Below are 22773 nucleotides of genomic sequence, written 5' to 3'. Positions count from 1 at the left end.
TCATCGTTTTCATCGCATTTAAAATTACCTTCCTGTGTCGCGCGCGATCGTACGAGAGCTAACAGTGTTTAAAAACCGTACGCTTGCATCTACAAAACAGAGAAATCTAGCTTCCAAGCGCCCTAACATTACGATATCCACAAACCCGAATACCACTTATCGCAAAAATGTACCCTCTTGTCTTAAAAGAGCAGTTGTTAACTCTCTGACCGCAAATAGTTTTCATCATGCCGCATTTGAATTGTATCTGGTTGAGACATAACGCAACATCCTTTCCAAATGTTACAACTGTGTAAATTGTTTGTTCAATGTTGAACGGCAAGTTAGCAATTTGTAACACCGCAAGCGTTAACAAAGGCGTTTATGCTGCCAAGCAATACTCAGTGTAGACGCTCGTGGTTGATGTAATTGTAAGGACATTCTCCAAATGGGGTTTAACACGATGAGTTTAAAAATGAAAAGAATCACCATAGTGACAGGTGCTGTATCGGTTCTGCTTTTATCTGCCTGTGGCGGTGACGTAGAAACTGAAACAAATCTCGATGCAATCGATACAAGCACACCAGATGTGCAGCAAGTCGGCGAGGACTTCACCGGTAGCGATTGGCGCTTAGTGTGGAATGATGAGTTTGATGGCACCACTATCAATACTAGCAATTGGAACTATGAAGTTAACTGTGACGGTGGTGGTAACCAAGAATTCCAGTGTTATACCGACTCTGAAGAGAATGCCTTTGTATCTGACGGTACACTAAAAATTGTCTCAAAACTAACGGAAGGCGCTAGCGGTGAAGACGATGATTTTACGTCTGCTAGATTAACGACGCAAAACAAAGCTGACTTCAAATATGGTCGCATTGTTATGCGCGCCAAACTGCCTATGGGTCAGGGTTCATGGCCTGCATTTTGGATGATGCCTACCGATTCAGTCTATGGTGGATGGCCTAAGTCGGGTGAAATCGACATTATGGAAGCCGTAAACTTGGGTGCGATGCGCAGCGATGGTACACCAGAAACTAATGTGTATGGCACAATTCACTACGGTGGTGGCCCAGCAAGCGATTTTTCTGGGGCTTCTTATACTCCAGAAACAAGCCCAGCTTCAGACTTCAATACCTACGCAATAGAATGGCAAGAAGGCGAAATACGCTGGTATTTCAACGACACCTTATTCGCTACGCAGCGACAGTCCGAATTAAATGTGAGCTCTACGGGCGAAGTTGTTGGCTTAAACCATCGAGGCTGGTACGCAGAATTATATAATATTGCCACTGGCGAATTGGAAAATAACTATTCACCAGCTCCTTTTGACCAAGACTTTTTCCTTATTTTAAATTCAGCGGTAGGCGGAAACTGGCCTGCTTCAGTTAACGAAACGGGCATTGATGTGAGTGCATTTGAAGGCGCGGGTCAAACCTATGAAATTGACTTTGTTCGCGTATATCAATGCACTGCCGACCCAGACACAGGTCGTGGATGTGAAACTATTAGCCCAGGATATGAAACAGATGTTGCCGACGGTGGTTTTTTAGTTGAAGGGCAAGCTCCTTCTCCGAGCCTCGCTGCAGGTGAAGCTAACCCTATCACTATTTTCGATGATGTTATTGACCCAAACTGGGTAGCATGGGACTGCTGTGGTGGCTCTACACCCGGCTTAGTCGAAGATGATGAGGACCGTGGTAACGTATATGAATTCGAGGTGCAAAACGGCAATAACGGCACGGTCTTTGGTTTTATTACTCGCGCTGCTTTTCTTCCTCAAGATCCAACGTCGGGGTCAAGTCCAACTCCTCATAATGCATTAGGCATGATTGAAAGCGGCTACGTTACTGTCGACGTGAAAGTCATGTCAGCTCCCCTTAACCCCGATTCACAATGGCTTTTTAAAATTGAAGCAGATGAAGGTAGTGGCGGCGAATGGGAGGTTCCTCTTGCAAACTTTGGCCCAGAGCCTATTGTGGGCGAGTGGGCGACTTACCAAGTACCATTGCAAGACATCGCTGATGCCGGTGTAGACTTAACACTCTTAGATGTGATTATGGTTTTTCCTGCATGGCAAACCGGCGATGGCGCGGTTTTCCGTATGGATAACGTTGCTATCGAAAGCGGTGAAGAAGCATCTGGCCCTATGTTTGCAGAGTTCACAGAAGGCTTTGGCGGTGCAAGCATCGATGGTACCACTTACAGTTTCCCTGTTGGATCAGAGGTGTGGGGTGGTTTTGCAAACACGAACACTAACCTATATCCGCTTAACTTTGTGAACGGAGGTACGTTAACTTTCACCGCGTCAATTCCTGATGGAGCAAATGATACAAGCATCCGCTTTGTTTTCGAAAATGCACCGTTCCCAGATGTCGACCCTAACTTTGCAACCGCAAACATAGACATCGTTGGTAACCAAGCAAGAACATATACAGTGAACATTCCTCCACAGGATGCTGAGAATACCTATAGCTCGTTCTTGTTGTATATCAATGAAGCTGGTAATTCGGTGAATATCCAAGATGTTAAAGTGGTCGCAAACAACCATGCTCGTATGGAAGGTTTTGGTAACGTAAGCTTTGATGCTGCCACTAGCACTTATACCTTCCCGGCTAACGCCGAGGTATGGGGTGGATTTGCTAACACTAACACCGATTTGTACCCACTCACCTTTGAGCGCGGCGGAAAAGTCACCTTCACAGGGTCTATTCCATCTGGTGAATCAGATGTGACGGTCAACTTCCGCTTCGAAAAAGCAGCATTCCCTGATGTTGATCCTGCGTTTAGCACAGACAACGTCGTCGTGTCGGGCTTAACTGAGCAAACCTATACAGTTTATATTCCGCCACAAGATGCAGAAAATACTTATAGCTCATTCCTTCTGTATTTGGTTGATCGTGACTCCCCAGTAATCATTAAGAACATTGTTGTGAGTCAAAACGAAAACGTGGCGACTTGGGAAGGCTTTGGTAATGCAACTATCGATGCAGATACGGGGGAGTTCAACTTCCCAAGCAACGCAGAAGTGTGGGCCGGTTTTGCCAACACCAATAGTAGTGCTTACCCACTTAATTTCGCAGCAGGTGGCCGCGTAGAATTCAGCGCAGCGTTACCTGGGGGCGGTTCGGATACAAACGTAAGATTCTTGTTTGAGAAAAACCCCTTCCCAGATGTAGATCCCAATTTTGGTGTGGGCCCGGTAACCGTTACCAGCACAACAATGACTCGCTACGTGGTTGAGATCCCACCACAGCCAGCAGAGAACACATTTAGCTCTTTCTTGTTGTACCTAAACGAGAATGATTCACCTGTGATTATTAAAGACGTTGTTGTAACAGCTGATCGCCCACAATAAGAGAGTACAAAAAATGAAAAATAACACTTTCCAAAAAACAAAATTAGCAACGACAGTGTCTTTGCTGTTAGGGCTTTCAGTGGCAATGCCTACGATGGCTCAAGAAGACGATGCCGGCGCGAATGTCGATCCGAACGTAGAAGTTATTACAGTGAAAGGTATTCGCAGTTCATTAGTCAAATCAAGTGATATCAAACGCAGTAACCAAGGTGTTGTTGATGCGATTGTTGCCGAGGAAATGGGTAAATTCCCCGATACCAATTTGGCAGAATCGTTACAACGTATTACCGGTGTGTCGGTAAGCAGAGCAAACGGTGAAGGCAGCCAAATTACTGTTCGAGGTTTCGGCCCAGACTTTAATATGGTGACTTTAAATGGTCGTCAAATGCCTTCCACCGGTTTCTCTCGCTCTTTCAACTTTGAGAACTTTGCATCAGAAGGCGTGAGTGCACTTGAAGTCTATAAAACAGCTCGTGCCGATGTTCCAACGGGGGGCTTAGGTGCAACCGTAAATATCGTCACGGCTAAACCGCTAGCTCAGCCCGGACAGCAAGTATCTATTACGGCTAAAGCGAATCACGATAGCTCGAATGTTGAGGGTGATGACATCACCCCTGAAATTGCAGCATTGGTGAGTAAAACTTTCTTAGACGACCGTCTAGGCGTTGCTTTAACTGGTTCTTTTCAGCGTCGTGACTTCCAGAAACAATCAGCAAACATCCAAGGTTGGCAAGCCAACGTTGCATTGCCTGAGTTGGATGCGTCGCAGTTTAGCGATGCTCGCGCGGTTGACGAAACTGGCGCACCTGTTCAAAACTTTCTGGCGCCAAATGCTGATGGTGTGTTGGAATCGACAGCTGCACACTTCTTCCCGAAAGACATGAACTACGGCATTGAAAACGTACAACGTGAGAGAACCAATGCCCAAGCAACAATTCAGTTTGCTGCAACAGATGATCTTACTTTCACCGCCGACTACACCATGAGTAATGTAGTGGCAGGAAGCAACAGTATCGGGTGGGGTATTTGGAATAACTTCGGTGGCAACGTAAACAGTTATCAACTGGATGAAAATGGTACCGCAGTGTTTGCTAACATTTCCGGTGACGACGGCTCGTTTACAGCGTCAAGAAGCACTACTGAGTTTGACATGAAGTCTTTTGGCTTCAATGTTGATTACCAAGCTCGTGATGATTTGAAAATCACCTTTGATTACCATGATTCAAATGCAACTATCGACAATGGCATCGACCCCGGCCTGCGCAGTGCGGGGCAAGTCATTCTTGGCTCTGCTGCTTTGGATTACAAAGAGTATTCGTACTTAGAGGGTGATATTCCACAGTTTGTGATTGCTTGGAATAATGGCACGAACCAGCTGACTGCGAACGAAATAGACTCGAATTTCAGTCAGTTTATTCATTCTCCTGGCGAGTCAGATATACAGCAAGCGCAGCTTGATGTTGAGTATTTGCCAGAATTTGATGCGGTAGAATCCTTGGTAAAATTGAGCGCTGGAATAAGTAGTACAAAACAAACGCTGATTGGTACTAATGGGTGGTCTGGTTTGCGTGGCGGTCCTGGTTTTAATCCTAGTTTTCCGCAGATATTCCCAGACAATATGTTTACCCTCAATAGCACAGGCAATTTCTTAGATCAGTTCGCAGGTGGTGGCGCCTCATTGAGCCCTAACTACTACTGGACTTATGATTTTGACGAAGCTGTTGCGCGTCAGGCGGCCTACTTAACTGCTGATGTTGTGGGTAGCAATGAATATGTTGTTGACCCTTACTACACCACGAATACGACGTCGAGTGTTGAAGAAACAACAAATTCTCTTTACATCAATTCACTCTGGGAATTCGACGTTCAAGAAGTCTTCGTGCAAATTAATGCAGGCATACGCTACGAAGAAACTGACGTTATTAGCCCTTCAGAAAGCAACATTGCTGAACAAGTAAACTGGGTTGCATCTTCGGAATGGATCACCTCATTCTCGGGTGTTCAAGAAGTATCAAATGCCGGCGGTTACGATCTATTGCTACCCATGGTAGATATTCGCGTCGATTTAACCGACGACCTCGTTTCTCGTGTGTCTTTCGGCAAGAGTGTAACGCGTGCGCCACTGGGTAATTTATTGGGTGGCTTGTCATTGTCGGGAAGCCCCAAAATTGGCTCGCGCACTGGCTCCCGTGGCAACACCAACTTGAAGCCTTATCAGTCGACTAACTTTGATATCTCTTTGGAATATTACTATGACGAAGGCAGTTACGCGTCTGTCGGTTTGTTCTGGAAACAAGTGGACGATTGGATTGAGACTTCTACCGTTGACGTTGAAATTGACGGTTTATATGACGTTTACTTGGGCCCACGCTGGAATGAAGCAGTTGCCAACATTACCAATCGCGGCGACCAAGCAACAGATACTGCTATCTTTGATGAGATGTTAGCCCTAGGTTATGGCAACGCTGATGGTCAGATTGAACCCGATCCTGCAAGTGACTCATTAATCACTTGGCGTTTAAGCTCGCCTGAAAACGTCGAAGAACGCAAAACAAACGGTATCGAACTTGCCGTTCAGCACCTTTTCCAAGAAACGGGCTTTGGTGTCGCGGCAAACGCCACATTTGTAGACGGCGACGTTGATTACAACCCTTATATATTAACGTCACAAAAAGCCCTTTCAGGTTTGTCTGATTCAGCTAACTTCCAAGCATTCTATGAGGACGACAAGTTGTCGGTTCGATTAACTTATGCATGGCGCGATAGCTATTTGATTGGACAAGGCCAAGGGCAGGGTACATCAGATGTTCCACCTCAATTCGCTAAAGAATACGGGCAATGGGACATGAGTGTGAACTACGACATCAATGAAAGTTTCACGGTGTTTGCAGAAGGTATTAACTTGAACAACGAAACCGAACAACACTACGGTCGTTTTGAAGAGCAATTCTTATTTGCTGGTCAATATGGTCCTCGTTATTCGGTGGGCGTTCGCTTCAGTATGTAGGCCTTTGCTGAAAAAGGGCGTTTGCAAGGTCTAAACGCCCTTTTGCCTGACAACTTACTCACTCACATGTTAAGCCATTAATCTATTTTGGAGAGTTACCCATGGCGTCTACTATGCCAAACTACGAATCATCTGAAGCACCACACGATAGCTCTGGCAATCAACCGTCTTATGCCTTCCCGTTATTCGCGCTCACCTCGCTATTTTTTATGTGGGGCTTCATTACCTGTTTAAATGATATTTTGATCCCCTATTTGAAAGGCGCTTTCGACCTTTCATACACACAAGCTATGCTGGTGCAGTTTTGCTTTTTTGGTGCTTACTTCGTTGTGTCTGTGCCGGCTGGTTTCTTAGTGAGTAAAATCGGTTACAAAAAAGGCATCGTTACCGGCTTAGTGATAGCTGCCCTTGGATGTTTGTTGTTTTATCCTGCGGCACAAATGCATGTGTATGCGGTTTTTTTGTTTGCGCTATTTGTTCTGGCATCTGGCATTACTATATTACAGGTAGCGGCTAACCCTTATGTTACGGTATTGGGTAAAGCAAAAACCGCCTCATCGCGACTTACGATGACGCAAGCTTTTAATGCGCTAGGAACGACCGTTGCGCCTTTCTTCGGAGCCTTCTTGCTGTTCGGTGCTACGCATAACCCAGAAGTTGAAGCTGCGGCTGCTGGTTCTGACTTAGTGCAACTTCCTTACCTTATCCTTGCAGGCGCACTGCTTTTACTCGCAGCGACTTTTACTTTTTTAAAGCTGCCCGACCTCGGTCGTAAAGAGGAAAATAGTACTCATGTGGCCGACGCGTGGAAACATAGGCATTTGCGCTTTGGCGTAATTGGTATTTTCTTATACGTTGGCGCTGAAGTGGCCATAGGCAGTTTCTTAGTAAGTTTCCTCAGCCAAGCTTCTATTGCAGGGCTCAATGAAATGCAGGCGTCAAAAGTGATTGCCTTTTATTGGGGCGGTGCAATGGTTGGACGCTTTATTGGCGCAGCCGTTATGCAGAAAATTGCAGCGGGGAACGTGCTCGCTTTTAACGCAGTTATGGTGATGCTCTTAGTGCTATCTGCCATTGTATTCGATGGCAAGCTCGCGATGTGGTCTTTGCTATCGGTTGGCCTTTTTAATTCAATTATGTTCCCGACTATCTTTAGCCTTGCGTTAAATGGTTTAGGTCAAAGTACCGCGCAAGCTTCAGGATACTTGTGCTTAGCCATTGTAGGCGGGGCTTTGGTACCGCTGCTTCAAGGCTTTTTTGCCGACAAAATAGGCCTGCAAATCTCATTTATCGTGCCATTGCTTTGCTACTTTTTTATCGCGTATTACGGCTTGAAGGGCTCGACTCCGCTTAAAGACTAAATATTGAGACAAATTATGAAGACTTATACAAATCGAACTAAATCTTTACTTTGCGTAGGCTTTACCGCAGCTATTGTCTTTGCTTCGGGTTGCAATCAATCGGTGATGACTGCAGGCAGAGATGCTGGTGGCAGTGCTAGCCAAGAACAGGGTATAGATATATGGCCAAGCCTTGATATTGTGGTGAAACCCTCGGCTGACGAAGAGGCCAGAGTAAAAGCGCTGTTAGCAGACATGACCTTAGAGCAGAAGATTGCTCAGATGATACAGCCCGAGATCCGCGATATTAGCGTTGAGGATATGCGCAAATATGGTTTTGGTTCCTATTTGAACGGTGGCGGTGCTTTTCCTAACAACAATAAGCACTCAACACCACAAGACTGGATAAATTTGGCTGAAGATATGTATCAAGCTTCTATCGACGCTAGCATAGATGGTTCAAGCATCCCTACGATGTGGGGAACCGATGCAGTGCATGGCCACAATAATGTGATTGGTGCAACCCTCTTCCCGCATAACATCGGCTTAGGCGCTGCGAATAATCCAGCCCTAATCGAAAAGATTGCAAAGGTAACTGCAACAGAGGTAATGGTAACAGGCATTGATTGGGTATTCGCACCAACAGTTGCAACAGTGCAAGACGATCGCTGGGGGCGTACTTACGAAAGCTACTCTGAAAACCCGCAGATCGTGTATGCATACTCAAAGGCGATTGTAAAAGGTTTACAAGGCTCACCTGGCGATGATTTTTTGGGTGATAGCCGTGTGATAAGCACCGTGAAGCATTTTATTGGTGATGGCGGCACGGTTGGTGGTGATGATCAAGGCAACAACATCGATTCTGAGCGCGACTTATTTGAAATTCATGGTCAAGGCTATGTGGGTGGCCTAAGTGCTGGCGCGCAGTCAGTGATGGCTTCATTTAATAGCTGGCATGGCAAGAAATTACACGGAGATAAGTATCTTATTACCGATGTACTAAAGGAAAAAATGGGCTTTGACGGTTTTGTGGTGGGTGATTGGAATGGTCATGGTCAAGTGAAGGGCTGTGATAATACCAGTTGCCCGCAGGCTGCGAATGCGGGTTTAGACATTTATATGGTGCCAACGGATGCTTGGAAACCCTTATATGAAAACCTAATTCAGCAAGTCAAAGACGGTGTGATACCCATGTCGCGCATTGATGATGCGGTTACGCGAATTTTACGCGTAAAAGTAAGAGCAGGTTTGTTTGAAAAGCCAAGCCCGGCAAAGCGTCAGTTTTCAGGTAAAACGGAGCTTATCGGCCAGCAAAGCCATCGCGATATTGCTAAGCAAGCGGTGCGAGAATCTTTGGTGCTGTTGAAGAATAAGGCGCAATTACTGCCGCTCGACCCTAACATGAATGTGCTTGTAGCTGGTGATGCTGCGCATAACATCGGTAAACAATCGGGCGGGTGGACAATCACTTGGCAAGGCACTAACAATACAAACGATGACTTCCCCGGAGGGAGTTCTATTTTTGATGGTATTGAGCAGCAGGTTTTAGCGGCTGGCGGCACGGTGAGCCTAAACGAAAGCGGCGATTATAGTAGTAAACCTGATGTTGCTATTGTGGTGTTTGGTGAAGAGCCTTATGCCGAAGGACACGGTGACAGAGAACATTTGGATTATCAACGTGGTAGTAAATCTGATCTGGCATTATTGCAAAAGCTCAAAGCCGACAACATTCCTGTTGTATCGGTATTCATAAGTGGTCGCCCAATGTGGGTAAATGCCGAATTGAATGCCAGTGATGCTTTTGTTGCAGCTTGGTTACCAGGCTCCGAAGGCGATGCGGTTGCCGAGGTCTTATTTAAAACTCAAGACGGCGATATTCAGTACGATATGACTGGGCGGCTATCTTTCTCTTGGCCAGCCCGCCCCGACCAAACAAGCGTAAACTTGAATGACGAAGACTATGCACCTTTACTCCCTTACGGATTTGGCTTGTCGTATGGCGACAAAAACCTCTTAGCCTCAGATCTTAACGAAAAATACGAGGTGAGTGCTAAAGACAGTCAGGGCCGGACTATTTTTACCGGTTCCCTGCAGCAGCCGTGGGAACTTTGGTTAATGTCGGGCACACATATGCAGCCAGTCACTGCAAGCACGGCCAGCGTAGAGTCGTTGAACTATCGAACCGTTGATAGAATAGTGCAAGAGGACGCTTTTAGGCTTTCTTTTGAAAAGAGCTCAAGCGGAGCGGGAATGCAAATAGCGAGTAAGAGCTTTTTTCGAGAAGATATGTACCCTCAAAGCCAAAACAAAGCGGTGTTGTCATTCATGTTAAAAACTGAATCTGCCATTCCAGATGAGGTCATCCTAGGTATGAACTGTGAAAGCGAAGGCGATCCAAGTGGCAGTTGCCGAGGGCAAGTCAATATTGCTGACTTGTTAAAAGACCTACCTGCAAACACTTGGTCTGAGCTCAGTATCGACACGCGCTGCTTTACTCAGCAGGGGGTGAAGTTCGAAAATATGGTGTCGCCTTTTCAGTTGTCGAGTAAGGAAGCACTGAGCCTAAGCATTAGTGACATTGCTTTCAAATTCGAGCAAGCCGATACAGCAGACATGCGCTGCCAGTAGGGAGCAGTCTTTCCTGCCACCATCCGTCTTCCCTGCTACCATCCGTCTTTCCTGCGGAGGCAGGAAACTAGGCCCTTGCCTACGCAAGGGAGACGGAAGTTTGGCAAGGGAAACGAGAGCTTATAAAACAGCGCTGATCGATGCCCCTGAGGCTTTTTCTAAATAAGCGTGGATTTCAGCGACAATAGACAACGCGATCGACTCTGGCAATTCTCCGCCCAGTTGTAGGCCTATAGGATTGGCAAATGTTATCTTTATTTGCTCTCGGTTTATGTCGGCATGTTTTAACACTCTGTCGGTGCGATGAGTTGGGCCCAGTAGGCCAATATATTTAGCGCTGCTTGTTTGAAGCAGCAACAGCGCCTCGGCATCAAGTTTTACGTTGTGGGTCATGACAACTGCAGCGTCAATGTCATGAATCCAAGGGTGTTCGTCGCGCACGGTCAGCTCTTTTTTAACGATGTGGACGCCAGGAGGGAAGTCACTTATCCGTGCATAGGCACTGCGATGATCAACTACCATGACTCGCCAGCCAAGACTCAAGGCAATGCTAGCAACTGGAATTGCGTCAACGCCGCCGCCAATAATAGCAATGCGAGTTAAGGGTGAAATACGATGAATGAATGTCTCAGTCGTGAGCTTTGTGTGAACTTGTTTAGCGCTTGTTGAACGACCTTCGTTGAGCTCACCGCTTAATTGAGAAAGCTCCTTTACTTCATTTCGGGCTTCAACACTAGCCAGTGACTGATGGTATTCGCATACTTTATTTGCGTTCACCAGTTCTCTAAGTTTGGCCAGTTCAAGATAGTTGTTCTCTTGGTTTACGGCTTGTAAAAGAATTCGAACTAAACCACCACAGCCAATGCCCATTTGCCATGCTATATCTTCTTCTTCACGCATATCATATTGAATGATTTTAGCTTGTTGCGAACTCCAACATTGTCGGGCCTGACGCATGATGTCAGACTCCAAACAACCGCCGCTCAGCAGGCCATGATATTTACCCAAGTCGTTAATCATCATCATTGCACCGGGTTTGCGATAAGACGAACCATCAATTTCTATAATGGTGGCTAGCACCCATTGGAGCTCATCTCGCTTTTCAAACCAAGTGTTTAATAATTGTTGAATGTGATTCGCCATGAATAGCGGCTTACAACTTAGATTCGATGAGTTCTAATGCTTCGGTAAGGATGGTTGATACGGCATCGCGGGCTTTATCAGCATCGCGAGAGCGAATGGTATTGAATATGTCGGCATGCTTTTGCACATCTGCGCCTGGCACACCTTTAATTTTGTTAGTGTAGCGAATACTCACCCTTAATGCGGTACTGATGAAGTCTGAAAGCTGAACGAAAAAACGGTTACCACTCGCTTCAAGGATAGAGGTATGAAACTCGATATCAGCCTCTAGAGGATCGTCTAGGCCAGCGTCGGCGTCGGCCATTCGTGCTAAAGATTTTTCTATTTGAGCTAATTGCACTGCGGTGGCATTCTCAGCAGCTAAGGCTGCGGCCTCGGGTTCAATAGCAAAACGTACCTGGGTAAATTCTTTAAGCAGTGACAAGGATGGTTTGGAACTGAGTATCCAAGTAAGCACGTCGGTATCAAACATATTCCAACGGCTTTCAGGTAACACTCGTATGCCTTGCTTTGGACGAGAGGATATTAACCCCTTCGCCGAAAGCATCTTGACTGCTTCACGAGTAGAGCTTCGGCTCACATCGTATTCAACACATAGATCCGCTTCAGAGGGCATACCTTCGCCGATAGGATATTTACCATTTACAATGGCAATGCCTAAGTCATGGGTAAGCTGATGTGTTAAATTATGGCGCTGTGAGTTCTTCATACGTCTCGTCCGTTAGATGATTAATCAGTTATATCATATTTATTTTTGTCTTTGAACAGAATGTGCTTTAATTTCAGTGAATATTCAGTCACTTTTTTGCGTTTTCGCTTGCGCTTCCCAATATTTTCTTCTAATTGTTGACTGCATTACCGAAGCACACATACTAGTAACAGTAACTGAACAAAGTAGGGAGCACTATGGAATACACCCGCTATGCGAGTTTGACCGACAAAGTAGTATTTATAACGGGCGGTGCAACAGGCATTGGTGCTGCAATGGTTAAAGCCTTTGTTAGGCAGAATGCTAAGGTTGCTTTTGTTGACATAAACGAGACTGCGTCAGCCGATTTGCTCCAGTCAATTGGTCGTATAAATCCTGATGCTAGGCTTTGGTTTAGGCGTGTAGACGTTACCGACCCTGATTCTCTTAAATTGGCTATCAACGATGTAGCAAGTGAATTTTCTACGCTTGACGTGTTAGTTAATAACGTTGGTAACGATGCTCGCCAAGATGTTGAAAACATTTCTGCCTACGATTGGCACAAGTGTATGCAAGTCAATCTCGATCCCGCTTTTTTTGCCTCCCAAGCCGCTTATAAAATTATGCACAACAACCCTGCATCAAGCGGTGGCAGCATTATTAACTTTAGCTCGATAAATGCCCTGATTGGACCGCAACAGATGACGGGTTATGTCACCGCTAAAGCGGGGTTAATGGGCATGACTAAATCACTTTCACGCGATTTTGGTGTCGATAATATTCGTGTAAACGCCATCCTTCCGGGCTGGGTAGCAACTGAACGTCAACTCGCGAGCTGGCTGACAAAAGAAGAAGAAGATAAGTGGACTGACGACATGGCTTTGAAAAAGCGCATAGAGCCAGAAGATGTGGCGAATCTTGCTCTATTTTTGGCTTCTGACGATTCTTCCATGATTACAGGGCAGGCGATTAATATTGATGGAGGCAGAACTTAATGCCAACTCATTATATTGCTGTTGATTGGGGTACAAGCCGTTTGCGGGCTTTTTTGTGTGAAGCGAAAGGTGACGGTAGTTTTGAACTATTAGCGCGCTCTGCTGGTTTAGGCGTAAGTAAGTCACCAATGGGTTTCGAGGAAACTTTATTGCATGCTATATCTGCTTGGGAAGCAGACTATGGCAAACTTCCTGTGTTAATGGCTGGTCAAATAGGGTCAAGTATTGGTTGGAAAGAAACACCGTATTTATCTTGCCCGATATCACCAGGTGAAGTGGCTAAGTCGAGTCTTGTATTTGAGTGTCAGGGCTATTCCATTAGTATTGTGCCAGGGTTGAGTTGTCGGCTTGAAAACGACAATTACGATTGTATGCGAGGTGAAGAACTTCAAATACTAGGTTGGATGCAACTCGACAGTGCGCATAAAAAAGGTCGGCACTTGCTTTGTTTGCCGGGCACTCATACTAAATGGGTGCTAGTAGAAGACGGTAAAATAAAGCTCTTTAAAACGGCACTTACCGGTGAGCTTTTTGATTTAATTGCAAATCACAGCGTGCTAATTCAATCCCAAGGACCCGACTTCAATCTTGCTGCTTTTGAGCAAGATGCTTTTGATAAAGGGGCGGCGTTTACCCTCAACAGTGAAGTTGGGAGCTTTATGCATGGTTTGTTTAGTGTGCGTTCCAAGCAGTTATTTGGTGAATTGAGTAAAGAGCAGGCCACATCCTATTTATCGGGTTTGCTCATAGGTAGCGATATACGCGCAGCGCTTCATGCCACTGAATGGTCATTAAGTTCGGTTGATCAGGTCACTATTATTGGCGCGCCTCATTTAAGTCGTAGTTTTGCTAGAGTGCTTGCGTCTGAGGGTATTCGCTCTAAGATCAGCAAGGTCACAAATACAACGCTATTGGGCTTCAACGCGATTTATCATTATTCTGCGCAACAACTAAAAGAAATATCGTGAATACCAAGCAATCTTCGGTAGGACAACTACTATTCAGCATTCCCTCACAATCCGTGCTTGGTGAATGTGCTTTGTGGCATGTGCAGGAACAAGCCATTTATTGGGTCGATATTTTGGCCGCTAAAATTCAACGTTATTTTCCCGCCACAAAACAACTCGAGAGCTTCGAACTTCCTCATCGCATAGGTTGCTTTGCCTTTACCGAAGTTGAAGGCGACATCATTGCTGCTTTTGATATTGGCATTGCCCGATATTCGCTGCTTAATGGGGATCTTAGGTGGTTAGCTCAGCCAGAGATGCACTTAAGGCTGAACCGATTCAATGATGGCAGAAGCGATCGGCAAGGGCGCTTTTGGGCCGGCACTATGTGTGAGCAAGATGATTTGTCTTTGCCTACTACAACGCCGGGTAGTTTGTATTGCCTTGCATCTGCCGGTGAAAAGCCGGTTAGAGCGATTTCCGATGTACTCATATCAAACGGTTTGTGCTGGAGTAAAGACGGTACGACGATGTATCACGCAGATTCAGTAAAGCAAAGTATTTATGCTTTTGATTTTGACACTCGAAGTGCAACAATCTCGAACAAGCGTGAATTTGCCATCACCACAGGGCACTGCTTTCCTGACGGTGCGACCGTAGATAGTGACGACCATTTGTGGAACGCCCAGTGGGGGGCGTCACAAGTACTGCGGTATAAGCCCGATGGTAGTATCGATATCGTCTTAAAAACACCGGTTAGTCAGCCTTCAAGTGTCGCTATAGGAGGCCCAGACATGGATTGGTTAATCGTGACCACTGCTAAGCACTCCTTGTCGGCAGAAGCCCTTGCGAATGAGCCACAATCAGGTGACGTGTTTGTGTATCAACTCAATGCAGTAAAAGGAATCGAAGAGCCTAAATGTAAGCTATAGGCCCTACGTTATCTTTGCGCTATCTATTAGGCTCTCAAGCCCTTAAGCTGGGCTCTGCGCCCTTTAAGCTTCACTTAATTCAAAAATCAGTGTGGTTTGCGGGAAGGTAATTGGCAGTTGCATGCCCATATTTACCAATAATTCACCGCTTATCACTTCACCTTCGATTTTGCTTAGTATGGATTCAGAATACTCTTTCAAGTGAGTCGGCCAAATCAAATTGAAGCGATAAGCTTTTTGTTCATCAAGCCCAGTAAAACGATACTTTTTAGGCATGGTTCGTTTGGTTTCAGTAATGCTATTGTAAGCATAAAGGGCGTGCGACTTGTCTTTGGTAATAATGCCAAAATCAATGGAATTGCCATCTGTGTCTAAGCGAACGAGGTCTCCTGAATGAATTAATTCGCGGTGCTTTTTATGCAAAGCAATAACCTGCTGTAAAGCATCTACTTCGTGTTCGCTGAGTTCGCGAGGGTCCATTTCTAGGCCAAAGTGACCAAAGAACGACACGCCCGAGCGCATTTCAATACTGATATGTCTGCCAGTGATATGACAATCACGTGGGCCAACATGTGCTCCCATTACTTCTGATGGGAAGAAGAACGAGCAGCCACGCTGAATACTCAGCCTGTCGAGTGCGTCGTTAGAATCTGAGGTCCAAACCCTGTCGGTGTGCGCTAACACGCCATAGTCAATGCGAGCGCCACCTGATGAGCAGCTTTCTATTTCTACACCAGGATTAGCGGCTTTGAGGTCGTCTATTAGTTTGTAAAGCGCTTGGGTTTGTTTGCTAACAGCCGGCTTACCTTTTGCATCGCCAGCGTGATTGATGTCGCGGTTCATATCCCATTTTATATACGAGATGCTAGGGTAGAGTTTGAGAATATCGTCGATGCACTTAAATAAATAGTCGATGACTTCTTGGCGGGTTAAATCAAGAACCAACTGGTTTCTGAATGCGAGTTGCTCATTCCCCTCAGTCTGTAGTGCCCATTCGGGATGGGCGCGATAAAGGTCGCTGTCAGGATTAACCATTTCAGGTTCAAACCAAATGCCAAACTCCATGCCTAATCCAGTCACATGGTCGATAATAGGAGACAAGCCGTCGGGGTAAATAGTTTCGTCGACAAACCAATCACCTAAGCCGGCATAGTCCCCTCTGCGCCCCTTGAACCAACCATCGTCTAATACAAAGCGCTCTACACCTAATTTAGCGACGCGGTCGGCTAGATTTTTTAGGGTGTCTACATCGTGATCAAAATAGATGCCTTCCCATGTGTTGTAATGCACGGGGCGAGGTTTTGCTTGCTGTTGTGGGCTCAAAATATTGCTACGCACAAAGCTGTGGAAATTATTTGAAAGCCTACTAAAGCCTTGATTGCTAAAGGAACAATATAAAGTAGGCGATTGATAGCTTTCACCTTGCTCTAGGCTGAGCTCTGAGGGCATCAGCAATTCACCCATTTGTATGTAGGTGCGTTGCTCTGGCAACAGTTCAACACGAGTTCGATGGTTGCCGCTAAACCCTAAATGAAAGCCGTAGCATTCGCCTTGAGCTTCATTAGCAGTGGCTTCATGTAATACAGCACCGGGGAAATTATCATGTGAGGTTTTACCTTTACGATTCTCACGTAACACGGCACCTAAGAACAAATCGATAGTATTACGGTGAAATTCATTTGACCAGCGACCCTCAAAGGACATCAGTTTAGTGATATGGTCGGGCATGGGGATCGTAGGCGCAGCACAATAGTCGATGTTTAGCTTTTCATCAGCGTGGTTGATAATTTGAGTGCTGGCGCTGAGCACATTGCTCTGCTCATCGAGCTTAAGATGATGCTTTAGCGTGATTTGGCGATGTTCATCAATAGATTCAAAAATCACTTCGTGTTCATTATTTTGTGTGACTTTGTGCAGTGTTACACCAAACGACCAAGCGTCTTTGTTATTGCTTAGCTCAACACCTGGCCCGCCCGTGAAGCCTTCCCCCATGCAAGGGCTTAATGATATCGGAGCTTCAACCACTACTGCGCATTTTGCTTCTTGGCGCGTTTGCAGTAATTGAATCATATCGAACGAGGAAGAAGATGCTAGCTTTTTACCGAAGTAGGCTATTGCCGGTGTTTTGTTTTGACAATTGATAATTACGCTCGCATGGCGACTATTTAATTGAACTGAGCTTGGCAAGTTTTGTGCTTTGCTAGGTGTCATTGCAGCATCCTCTGGCTTGATAATCGGGCAATTAATATGATTGATATGGTGTTTTTCAGAAATATATCATATAAATATGTTTATTATAAATGACGATTCACTTATTTTTAACATATAATCTAGTACAGTCAGTTATCTTTATACAGAAGTAGAGATACGTACCACCATCAACCATGAGAATTTATTATGTTAGGTATTTGCTATTACCCAGAACACTGGCCTGAGGAAATGTGGGCCCAAGACGTAACAGAAATGCGTGAATTAGGCTTAGAGTATGTGCGTATTGCCGAGTTTGCGTGGTCGAAAATGGAACCACGCGATGGTGAGTACGACTTTACTTGGCTAGACCGAGCAATAGACACTATTGCCAGTGCAGGGCTAAAGGTAATTATGTGTACGCCCACAGCCACACCGCCAAAATGGCTAATAGATAAATTCCCTGATATTTTGCCCGTGGATATCAATACCGGCACGACTCGCGGTTTCGGTTCACGTCGCCATTACGACTTTTCTAGCGAAAACTACTTCAATGAAGCGATGCGAATTACTGAGGTGTTAGCTAAGCGTTATGGTGAGCATCCAGCAATAGTAGGATGGCAAACTGATAATGAAATAGCATGTCATGACACTACCCACAGCGGCTCGGAAAACGCTAAGCTTGCCTTTCAAAAGTGGTGTGCAAATTATTACGATGACATTGATACTTTGAATAAGGCTTGGGGGACTATTTTTTGGTCAATGGAATATCAAGATTTCAGTCAAATTGAGCTGCCAATATTAGCCGTTACGGAAACGCACCCCTCACATAATTTAGCCTATAGGCGATTCAGTTCCGACCAAGTTATTCGCTTCCACGATGAAATGATAAGAATTATCAGAGCGAATGCGCCAGACCGTTTTGTTACACACAATTTTATTCCCATGGTTGATACGCAAACCGACAACTATGCGTTGGCTAAAAACCTTGATTTTGTAGCTTACGACAATTACCCGCTAGGGCGAACTGATATGTTCTTCAAAGACATGCCTGCTGAAGAATTTAAGCCTTACATGCGCACAGGGCACCCTGATTTCTCAAGCTACTCCTTTGATCAAACTCGTGGCGTGAGTAAAAACAATTTTTGGATAATGGAGCAACAACCAGGGCCTGTGAATTGGGGCTATCACAACCCGCGTCCGGAAGATGGCATGGTGCGATTATGGTCGTGGCAGGCCTTTGCACATGGTGCTGAAGTGGTGTGTTATTTCCGTTGGCGGCAAGCGCCTTTTGCTCAAGAACAAATGCATGCAGGCGTAAAAAGAAACGATAATTCGAAGTCGCAAGCATGGTTTGAAATCGAGCGAGTGCGCGACGAACTTGCAAAAGCCCATATTGATACCGCTGCGCCAGTTAAATCAAAAGTAGCGATTGTTACCGGTACGATTAATCAATGGGTAACTGAGATTGAGCGTCAGGGCGACAGCTACAATCATCAACAAGTTGAATTTGCCTATTACACGGCTTTGCGACAGTTAGGTTTGAGCGTGGACTTCATCTCTACCGACTGTGACTTCAGCCGATATGACTTATTAGTAGCGCCATGCTTGCCGATAGTTGATCAAGCATTTATCGATAAGTGCAAGCACAGCAAAGCACACCTTGTTTTTGGTCCGCGCTCGGGAGGCAAAACCAGTGAACTGACCCTTGCACCAGAACTACCGCCAGGATTAATACAACAGTTGATCCCCATTAAAATCCATTCAACCGAGACTATACGTCCAGACTGCTCTGAAACTCTCAACTTTAACGACGGTGAGTACGAAAGTAAGCTATGGCGTGAAGAGATCGTATTACCAGAAACGGTGATTACTGCTGCCTCTTACCATGATGGTAAACCAGCAGTAGCACGCTTCGAAAATACCAGTTACATATCAACGCTTAGTTGTGAAGGTTTTCTTATCGCTTATTTTGAATCTTTAGCGGCAGAGCTGGATCTAAATATTATGAAGTTGCCAAAAGACGTAAGGATCGTTGACCGAGGTGATGTTGCCTTTGTATTTAACTACGGCCACGTCGAACAGCACTTTAAGGCGCCTAGTAATGCAAACTTTGTGGTGGGTGGTGAAACCTTAGCGCCATATGATGTAGCAATATATAAAAAGTAAAATCACAGCTAAAAGAAAGGCAGTGTTACTCAGAAAAACGCTGCCTCACTTACTTTCTTCGTTAACTAATCTGCCATCCAGCCGATAAGTTCATATTGGAAAAAATATCGAAGGAAGTAGCGTGTATCCATGGCACATAAAAGGTCACCAAGTTTATTCTGGTGTGCTAATAATTCAATATCTGTTGAGTGTGGCTGTCGGCTTTGCAACCGGTACGCTTGTATCTGGGCTGTTAATCGGTTTGGTCATTCTGGCTCTACCCCTATTCTTATTTAAAACTGCACCTAGTGCCACCATTACTAGGCATGTTGCCGTTGTGGCATCTCAGCTATTTGCTGCCTTGCATATACAGCAAGCAGGTGGTCTTACTTACATGCACTTTGAAATTTTTGCGGTGATGGCCGTGACTACAGTCTACAGAGATTGGCGAGTAGTGGTCTCAAGTGTTTTAGTTGTTGCGGTGCATCATGTTCTTTTTTATGTATTGCAAACTTCCGGCTCAGGTGTCTTCATATTCGAAGAATCAAATTTAATGATATATGTGTTAGCCATCCATGCTGCTTTTGCTGTGGCCGAAGGTGCTGTGCTCTACTTTATTTCCAAACAAAGCGAACAAGAGGCGCTTTCATCTCTTGAGATATTGAATGCAATCAGTCATATAATGGCTGAACCTGGGAAACTGGACTTGAGTGCGTCACCACAAGGCGATACTAGAGAGATCAGAGAATTCCGTGCTTTGTTGGCTGAATTTAGCTCGCTAGTGAAAAATGCCATTAATGCTTCGTCGAATATATCTGAAGTATCTAAAACAGTGTGTGATTTATCTAACGAAGTAGGTGAAGCTAGCATGACCACCACGGGTCAAGTATCAACCATTGCCGCCGCCACTGAAGAAATGACGGTGAATAATGATGCTGTAGCTGAACGTGCCAAGAGCGTAAATACGCTGTCTGACGAATCGCGCACTTCCTCTCTCGAAGCCAGTGAAGTTGTTATTCGTTCGAATGAAGAAGTATTAGAGCTGCAACAAAACTTGGGCGCTACAGCAACCACCATTATGAGCTTATCCGAAAAGTGCCAGCAGATAGAAACCGTTATGGCGTCCATCACATCAATTTCTGAACAAACAAATTTACTGGCATTGAATGCGGCTATAGAGTCTGCAAGAGCCGGGGAGCATGGCCGAGGCTTTGCTGTGGTAGCAGATGAGGTTCGTCAGCTAGCAATGAGAACTAAAGAGAATACCCAACAGATCAGTGACATAACGTCGTCGTTGATAATGGAGTCTAAGGCATCGGTTGATAGTATGAATGGCTGTGTAGAAAAATCAAAGAGTGTTGCAGAATCTTCAAACTCTGCAAAACACATAATTGATTCCGTGGTGAGTAATATTGCGGAATTAAGTGAGAATATGACATCAGTGTCTGTTGCTATTAGTGAGCAGTCGTTGGCGTCGTCGGAAATAGCCAAATCGACAAATGCCTTAGCATCTACATCGAGTACCTTGTCGAACAACGCTGAAAACTCCGGTAAAACCGTGACCGCATTGAATCGTGAAATTTCCAGCTTGCAGCAAGAGTTAGCGAAGTTCAAATAATACAAAGATAGCAAATACGCTAGCTTTCTAACTCTTTTCAATAGACTGAGGTGATTGATCGTCGGCATCGACCACTTCAGTAATAGCTTTTTGAACAAGCTTGACTCGACCGCTTTTCACTAGGGCGTCACGAAGCACAAATTCAATTTGCGCGTTTACACTGCGAAGTTCGTCATCAGCCCAACGTTGCATAGCAGCAAGTACCTGTGCATTTATTCTTAGTGGATAGGCTTTTTTGCTACTCAAAATATTGGCCTTTACTGTGAGTTAAAAAGAAGCATGCCAAGCCATTTTTAAAATAGCAGTGGCATGCGCCAAAATAAATGCATTAATATAAACTACCGGCATTTACCACGGGCTGTGCGTGTTTATCACTGCACAGAACCACTAACAAATTCGATACCATGACAGCCTTGCGCTCTTCATCAAGCTCTACCACCCCATCATTCTTAAGGCGGTCTAATGCCATTTCGACCATACCAACAGCACCATCAACAATCTTACTTCGTGCGGCGATAACGGCCGAGGCTTGCTGGCGTTGAAGCATAGCGCTAGCAATTTCAGGCGCGTATGCAAGATGGCTAATTCTAGCTTCATGTACCGTAATACCCGCTTTGCCAAGGCGCTCTTGTACTTCTTCTTTGAGTCTGTCGCCAATCTCAACCGGGTGACTTCTAAGGGCTACTTCAGCTGCAGCATCATCACTTGGGTCGTAGGGGAAACTACTCGCCATGATGCGCAAAGCAGATTCGCTCTGTATGGTTACATAGCTTTCATAGTCGTCAACTTCGAATACGGCTTCGGCAGTGTCTGAAACAGACCACACGACAATGGTGGCAATTTCTATTGGGTTTCCTTGATTGTCATTAACCTTAATCTGTGCGCTTTCAAAATTCCTAATCCTTAACGAAACAGTTTTGCGCATAAAAAATGGAATTGTCCAGCGCAGGCCAGTTTCTTTGACTGTGCCAACATAGCTTCCAAAGAAGGTCATAACCCGCCCTTGGTTTGGTTGCACCATAAAGAAACCAAAGAACAAGAAGACATTGGAGAGCACCATTAACACACCTGCCGCTTTGACAATATTATTGCTTAAAAGATAGATGGTTAGTGAAATATAAATGGGCAGTATTATCAGCGCTACTGCAAAGCCATTAATGGAAAAACCTTTCTTTTCTGTGATCATAAGATCTCCTTTATAGATATCACTTTGATATCATATTAGTCTCATCTTATTAAATTTGCAAATGGTGTTAACTCTGTGTTTTTTGACAGAGTCGTTTATGCTGTCGATTGTTAATATACATGTGGCCCAATTCTCGTTCTGGTTCACGTGCATATAGCGCTGCATTGACGCTTGATTTCTGTGGGATAATAACAGCATACCAAAAGATACATTAGTGCTGGCTACTAGCCCTGCATTTTCCTCTTAGCAATAAAGGCATCTATCTTCGTTGCTGCCTTTTTCATTAAAACTTGGCATTTTCGAAGCCAAGCTTTTGCCCATACATAGTCGTAACTAAGCAAAAACAAACCAGGTACTATGAGTAATAAAGAAGGGCCCGGAATAATCACAAAGACTAAGCCTAGAGTGACTAATCCACCGCCTATAACCGTGCGTGCTGTTTTCTTGATAAGCTGCATGCTTGTATTCCTATTTTCTCAAGTTAATGTGTTCTTTGAAATTTTTATAATCAAGATCGAGGCCAAAATATAAGTCATTGTAAAATATAAAGAAAATAAAATCATCGCTATGGTGGAAGCTATATTAGTGAGGAAATACACTAATTATTGGCGAGTCAG

Annotated in this window: 15 protein-coding genes; 9 read left to right on the top strand and 6 right to left on the bottom strand. The window is 45.0% G+C overall.

The annotated features are described in order from the left end of the window. Window positions 1–454: 454 nt before the first annotated feature. The 4 genes from ISG33_RS12560 (at window position 455) to ISG33_RS12545 (ending at window position 10312) form a co-directional block, all read left to right on the top strand. On the top strand, window positions 455–3337 hold the full coding sequence (locus ISG33_RS12560) for a glycoside hydrolase family 16 protein (RefSeq protein WP_195733966.1): 2883 nt from the start codon (window positions 455–457) through the stop codon (window positions 3335–3337). Between the two features lie 13 nt (window positions 3338–3350). Next, the gene (locus ISG33_RS12555) at window positions 3351–6344 is read left to right on the top strand and encodes a TonB-dependent receptor (RefSeq protein ID WP_195733965.1); all 2994 of its coding nucleotides are present in this window, start codon (window positions 3351–3353) and stop codon (window positions 6342–6344) included. Between the two features lie 101 nt (window positions 6345–6445). Continuing rightward, window positions 6446–7705, top strand: coding sequence for a sugar MFS transporter (locus ISG33_RS12550; RefSeq protein WP_195733964.1), 1260 nt, complete (start codon window positions 6446–6448; stop codon window positions 7703–7705). A gap of 15 nt (window positions 7706–7720) precedes the next feature. Then, window positions 7721–10312, top strand: coding sequence for a glycoside hydrolase family 3 protein (locus tag ISG33_RS12545; RefSeq protein ID WP_195733963.1), 2592 nt, complete (start codon window positions 7721–7723; stop codon window positions 10310–10312). 120 nt (window positions 10313–10432) lie between these two features. Here ISG33_RS12545 and ISG33_RS12540 read toward each other — a convergent pair whose 3' ends face one another. Together ISG33_RS12540 and ISG33_RS12535 are read right to left on the bottom strand one after the other, a co-directional pair. Then, entirely contained in the window at window positions 10433–11455 is a 1023-nt protein-coding gene (locus ISG33_RS12540; RefSeq protein ID WP_195733962.1) for an XdhC family protein, read from the bottom strand. A 10-nt stretch (window positions 11456–11465) separates the two neighbouring features. After that, a complete protein-coding gene (locus ISG33_RS12535; RefSeq protein ID WP_195733961.1) occupies window positions 11466–12164 on the bottom strand; it encodes a FadR/GntR family transcriptional regulator in 699 nt (232 codons plus the stop codon). 197 nt (window positions 12165–12361) lie between these two features. Here ISG33_RS12535 and ISG33_RS12530 point away from each other — a divergent pair, with 197 nt between their 5' ends. The 3 genes from ISG33_RS12530 to ISG33_RS12520 are packed head-to-tail and all read left to right on the top strand — an operon-like array spanning window position 12362 to window position 15017. Beyond that, window positions 12362–13138: an SDR family NAD(P)-dependent oxidoreductase gene (locus ISG33_RS12530; RefSeq protein WP_195733960.1), complete on the top strand. Its 777-nt coding sequence runs from the start codon at window positions 12362–12364 to the stop codon at window positions 13136–13138. After that, on the top strand, window positions 13138–14106 hold the full coding sequence (locus ISG33_RS12525) for a 2-dehydro-3-deoxygalactonokinase (protein WP_195733959.1): 969 nt from the start codon (window positions 13138–13140) through the stop codon (window positions 14104–14106). Before ISG33_RS12530 ends, ISG33_RS12525 begins: the two co-directional genes overlap by 1 nt. Further along, window positions 14103–15017 carry an SMP-30/gluconolactonase/LRE family protein gene (locus tag ISG33_RS12520; RefSeq protein ID WP_195733958.1) on the top strand — a complete coding sequence of 305 codons (915 nt, stop codon included), beginning with the start codon at window positions 14103–14105 and terminating at the stop codon, window positions 15015–15017. Before ISG33_RS12525 ends, ISG33_RS12520 begins: the two co-directional genes overlap by 4 nt. A gap of 63 nt (window positions 15018–15080) precedes the next feature. On the opposite strand, the gene ISG33_RS12515 is transcribed toward ISG33_RS12520, so the two are convergent. Continuing rightward, window positions 15081–17228 carry an alpha-galactosidase gene (locus tag ISG33_RS12515; protein WP_195733957.1) on the bottom strand — a complete coding sequence of 716 codons (2148 nt, stop codon included), beginning with the start codon at window positions 17226–17228 and terminating at the stop codon, window positions 15081–15083. Window positions 17229–17414: 186 nt separating this feature from the next. On the opposite strand from ISG33_RS12515, the gene ISG33_RS12510 reads away from it, so the two are divergent. Further along, a complete protein-coding gene (locus ISG33_RS12510) occupies window positions 17415–19373 on the top strand; it encodes a beta-galactosidase (protein ID WP_195733956.1) in 1959 nt (652 codons plus the stop codon). Between the two features lie 121 nt (window positions 19374–19494). Beyond that, window positions 19495–20970 carry a methyl-accepting chemotaxis protein gene (locus ISG33_RS12505; RefSeq protein ID WP_195733955.1) on the top strand — a complete coding sequence of 492 codons (1476 nt, stop codon included), beginning with the start codon at window positions 19495–19497 and terminating at the stop codon, window positions 20968–20970. A gap of 27 nt (window positions 20971–20997) precedes the next feature. Here the strand turns inward: ISG33_RS12505 and ISG33_RS12500 are convergent, their stop codons facing one another. The 3 genes from ISG33_RS12500 to ISG33_RS12490 form a co-directional block, all read right to left on the bottom strand. After that, window positions 20998–21216, bottom strand: coding sequence for a type II toxin-antitoxin system antitoxin (locus ISG33_RS12500; RefSeq protein WP_195733954.1), 219 nt, complete (start codon window positions 21214–21216; stop codon window positions 20998–21000). 82 nt (window positions 21217–21298) lie between these two features. Beyond that, the gene (locus tag ISG33_RS12495) at window positions 21299–22156 is read right to left on the bottom strand and encodes an SPFH domain-containing protein (protein ID WP_229333581.1); all 858 of its coding nucleotides are present in this window, start codon (window positions 22154–22156) and stop codon (window positions 21299–21301) included. 224 nt (window positions 22157–22380) lie between these two features. Next, the gene (locus ISG33_RS12490; protein ID WP_195733953.1) at window positions 22381–22614 is read right to left on the bottom strand and encodes a PGPGW domain-containing protein; all 234 of its coding nucleotides are present in this window, start codon (window positions 22612–22614) and stop codon (window positions 22381–22383) included. Window positions 22615–22773 lie beyond the last annotated feature (159 nt).

The organism is Marinibium conchae, assembly GCF_015595035.1.
GTDB lineage: Bacteria > Pseudomonadota > Gammaproteobacteria > Enterobacterales > Alteromonadaceae > Glaciecola.
This window is presented reverse-complemented; position numbering and strand designations above follow the sequence as displayed.

Coding starts and splice junctions, on each gene's coding strand:
- ISG33_RS12545 (WP_195733963.1), top strand. CDS start 7,721: ATGAAGACTTATACAAATCGAACTAAATCTTTACTTTGCGTAGGCTTT.
- ISG33_RS12490 (WP_195733953.1), bottom strand. CDS start 22,614: ATGCAGCTTATCAAGAAAACAGCACGCACGGTTATAGGCGGTGGATTA.
- ISG33_RS12550 (WP_195733964.1), top strand. CDS start 6,446: ATGGCGTCTACTATGCCAAACTACGAATCATCTGAAGCACCACACGAT.
- ISG33_RS12515 (WP_195733957.1), bottom strand. CDS start 17,228: ATGACACCTAGCAAAGCACAAAACTTGCCAAGCTCAGTTCAATTAAAT.
- ISG33_RS12525 (WP_195733959.1), top strand. CDS start 13,138: ATGCCAACTCATTATATTGCTGTTGATTGGGGTACAAGCCGTTTGCGG.
- ISG33_RS12540 (WP_195733962.1), bottom strand. CDS start 11,455: ATGGCGAATCACATTCAACAATTATTAAACACTTGGTTTGAAAAGCGA.
- ISG33_RS12535 (WP_195733961.1), bottom strand. CDS start 12,164: ATGAAGAACTCACAGCGCCATAATTTAACACATCAGCTTACCCATGAC.
- ISG33_RS12555 (WP_195733965.1), top strand. CDS start 3,351: ATGAAAAATAACACTTTCCAAAAAACAAAATTAGCAACGACAGTGTCT.
- ISG33_RS12510 (WP_195733956.1), top strand. CDS start 17,415: ATGTTAGGTATTTGCTATTACCCAGAACACTGGCCTGAGGAAATGTGG.
- ISG33_RS12530 (WP_195733960.1), top strand. CDS start 12,362: ATGGAATACACCCGCTATGCGAGTTTGACCGACAAAGTAGTATTTATA.
- ISG33_RS12560 (WP_195733966.1), top strand. CDS start 455: ATGAAAAGAATCACCATAGTGACAGGTGCTGTATCGGTTCTGCTTTTA.
- ISG33_RS12495 (WP_229333581.1), bottom strand. CDS start 22,156: ATGATCACAGAAAAGAAAGGTTTTTCCATTAATGGCTTTGCAGTAGCG.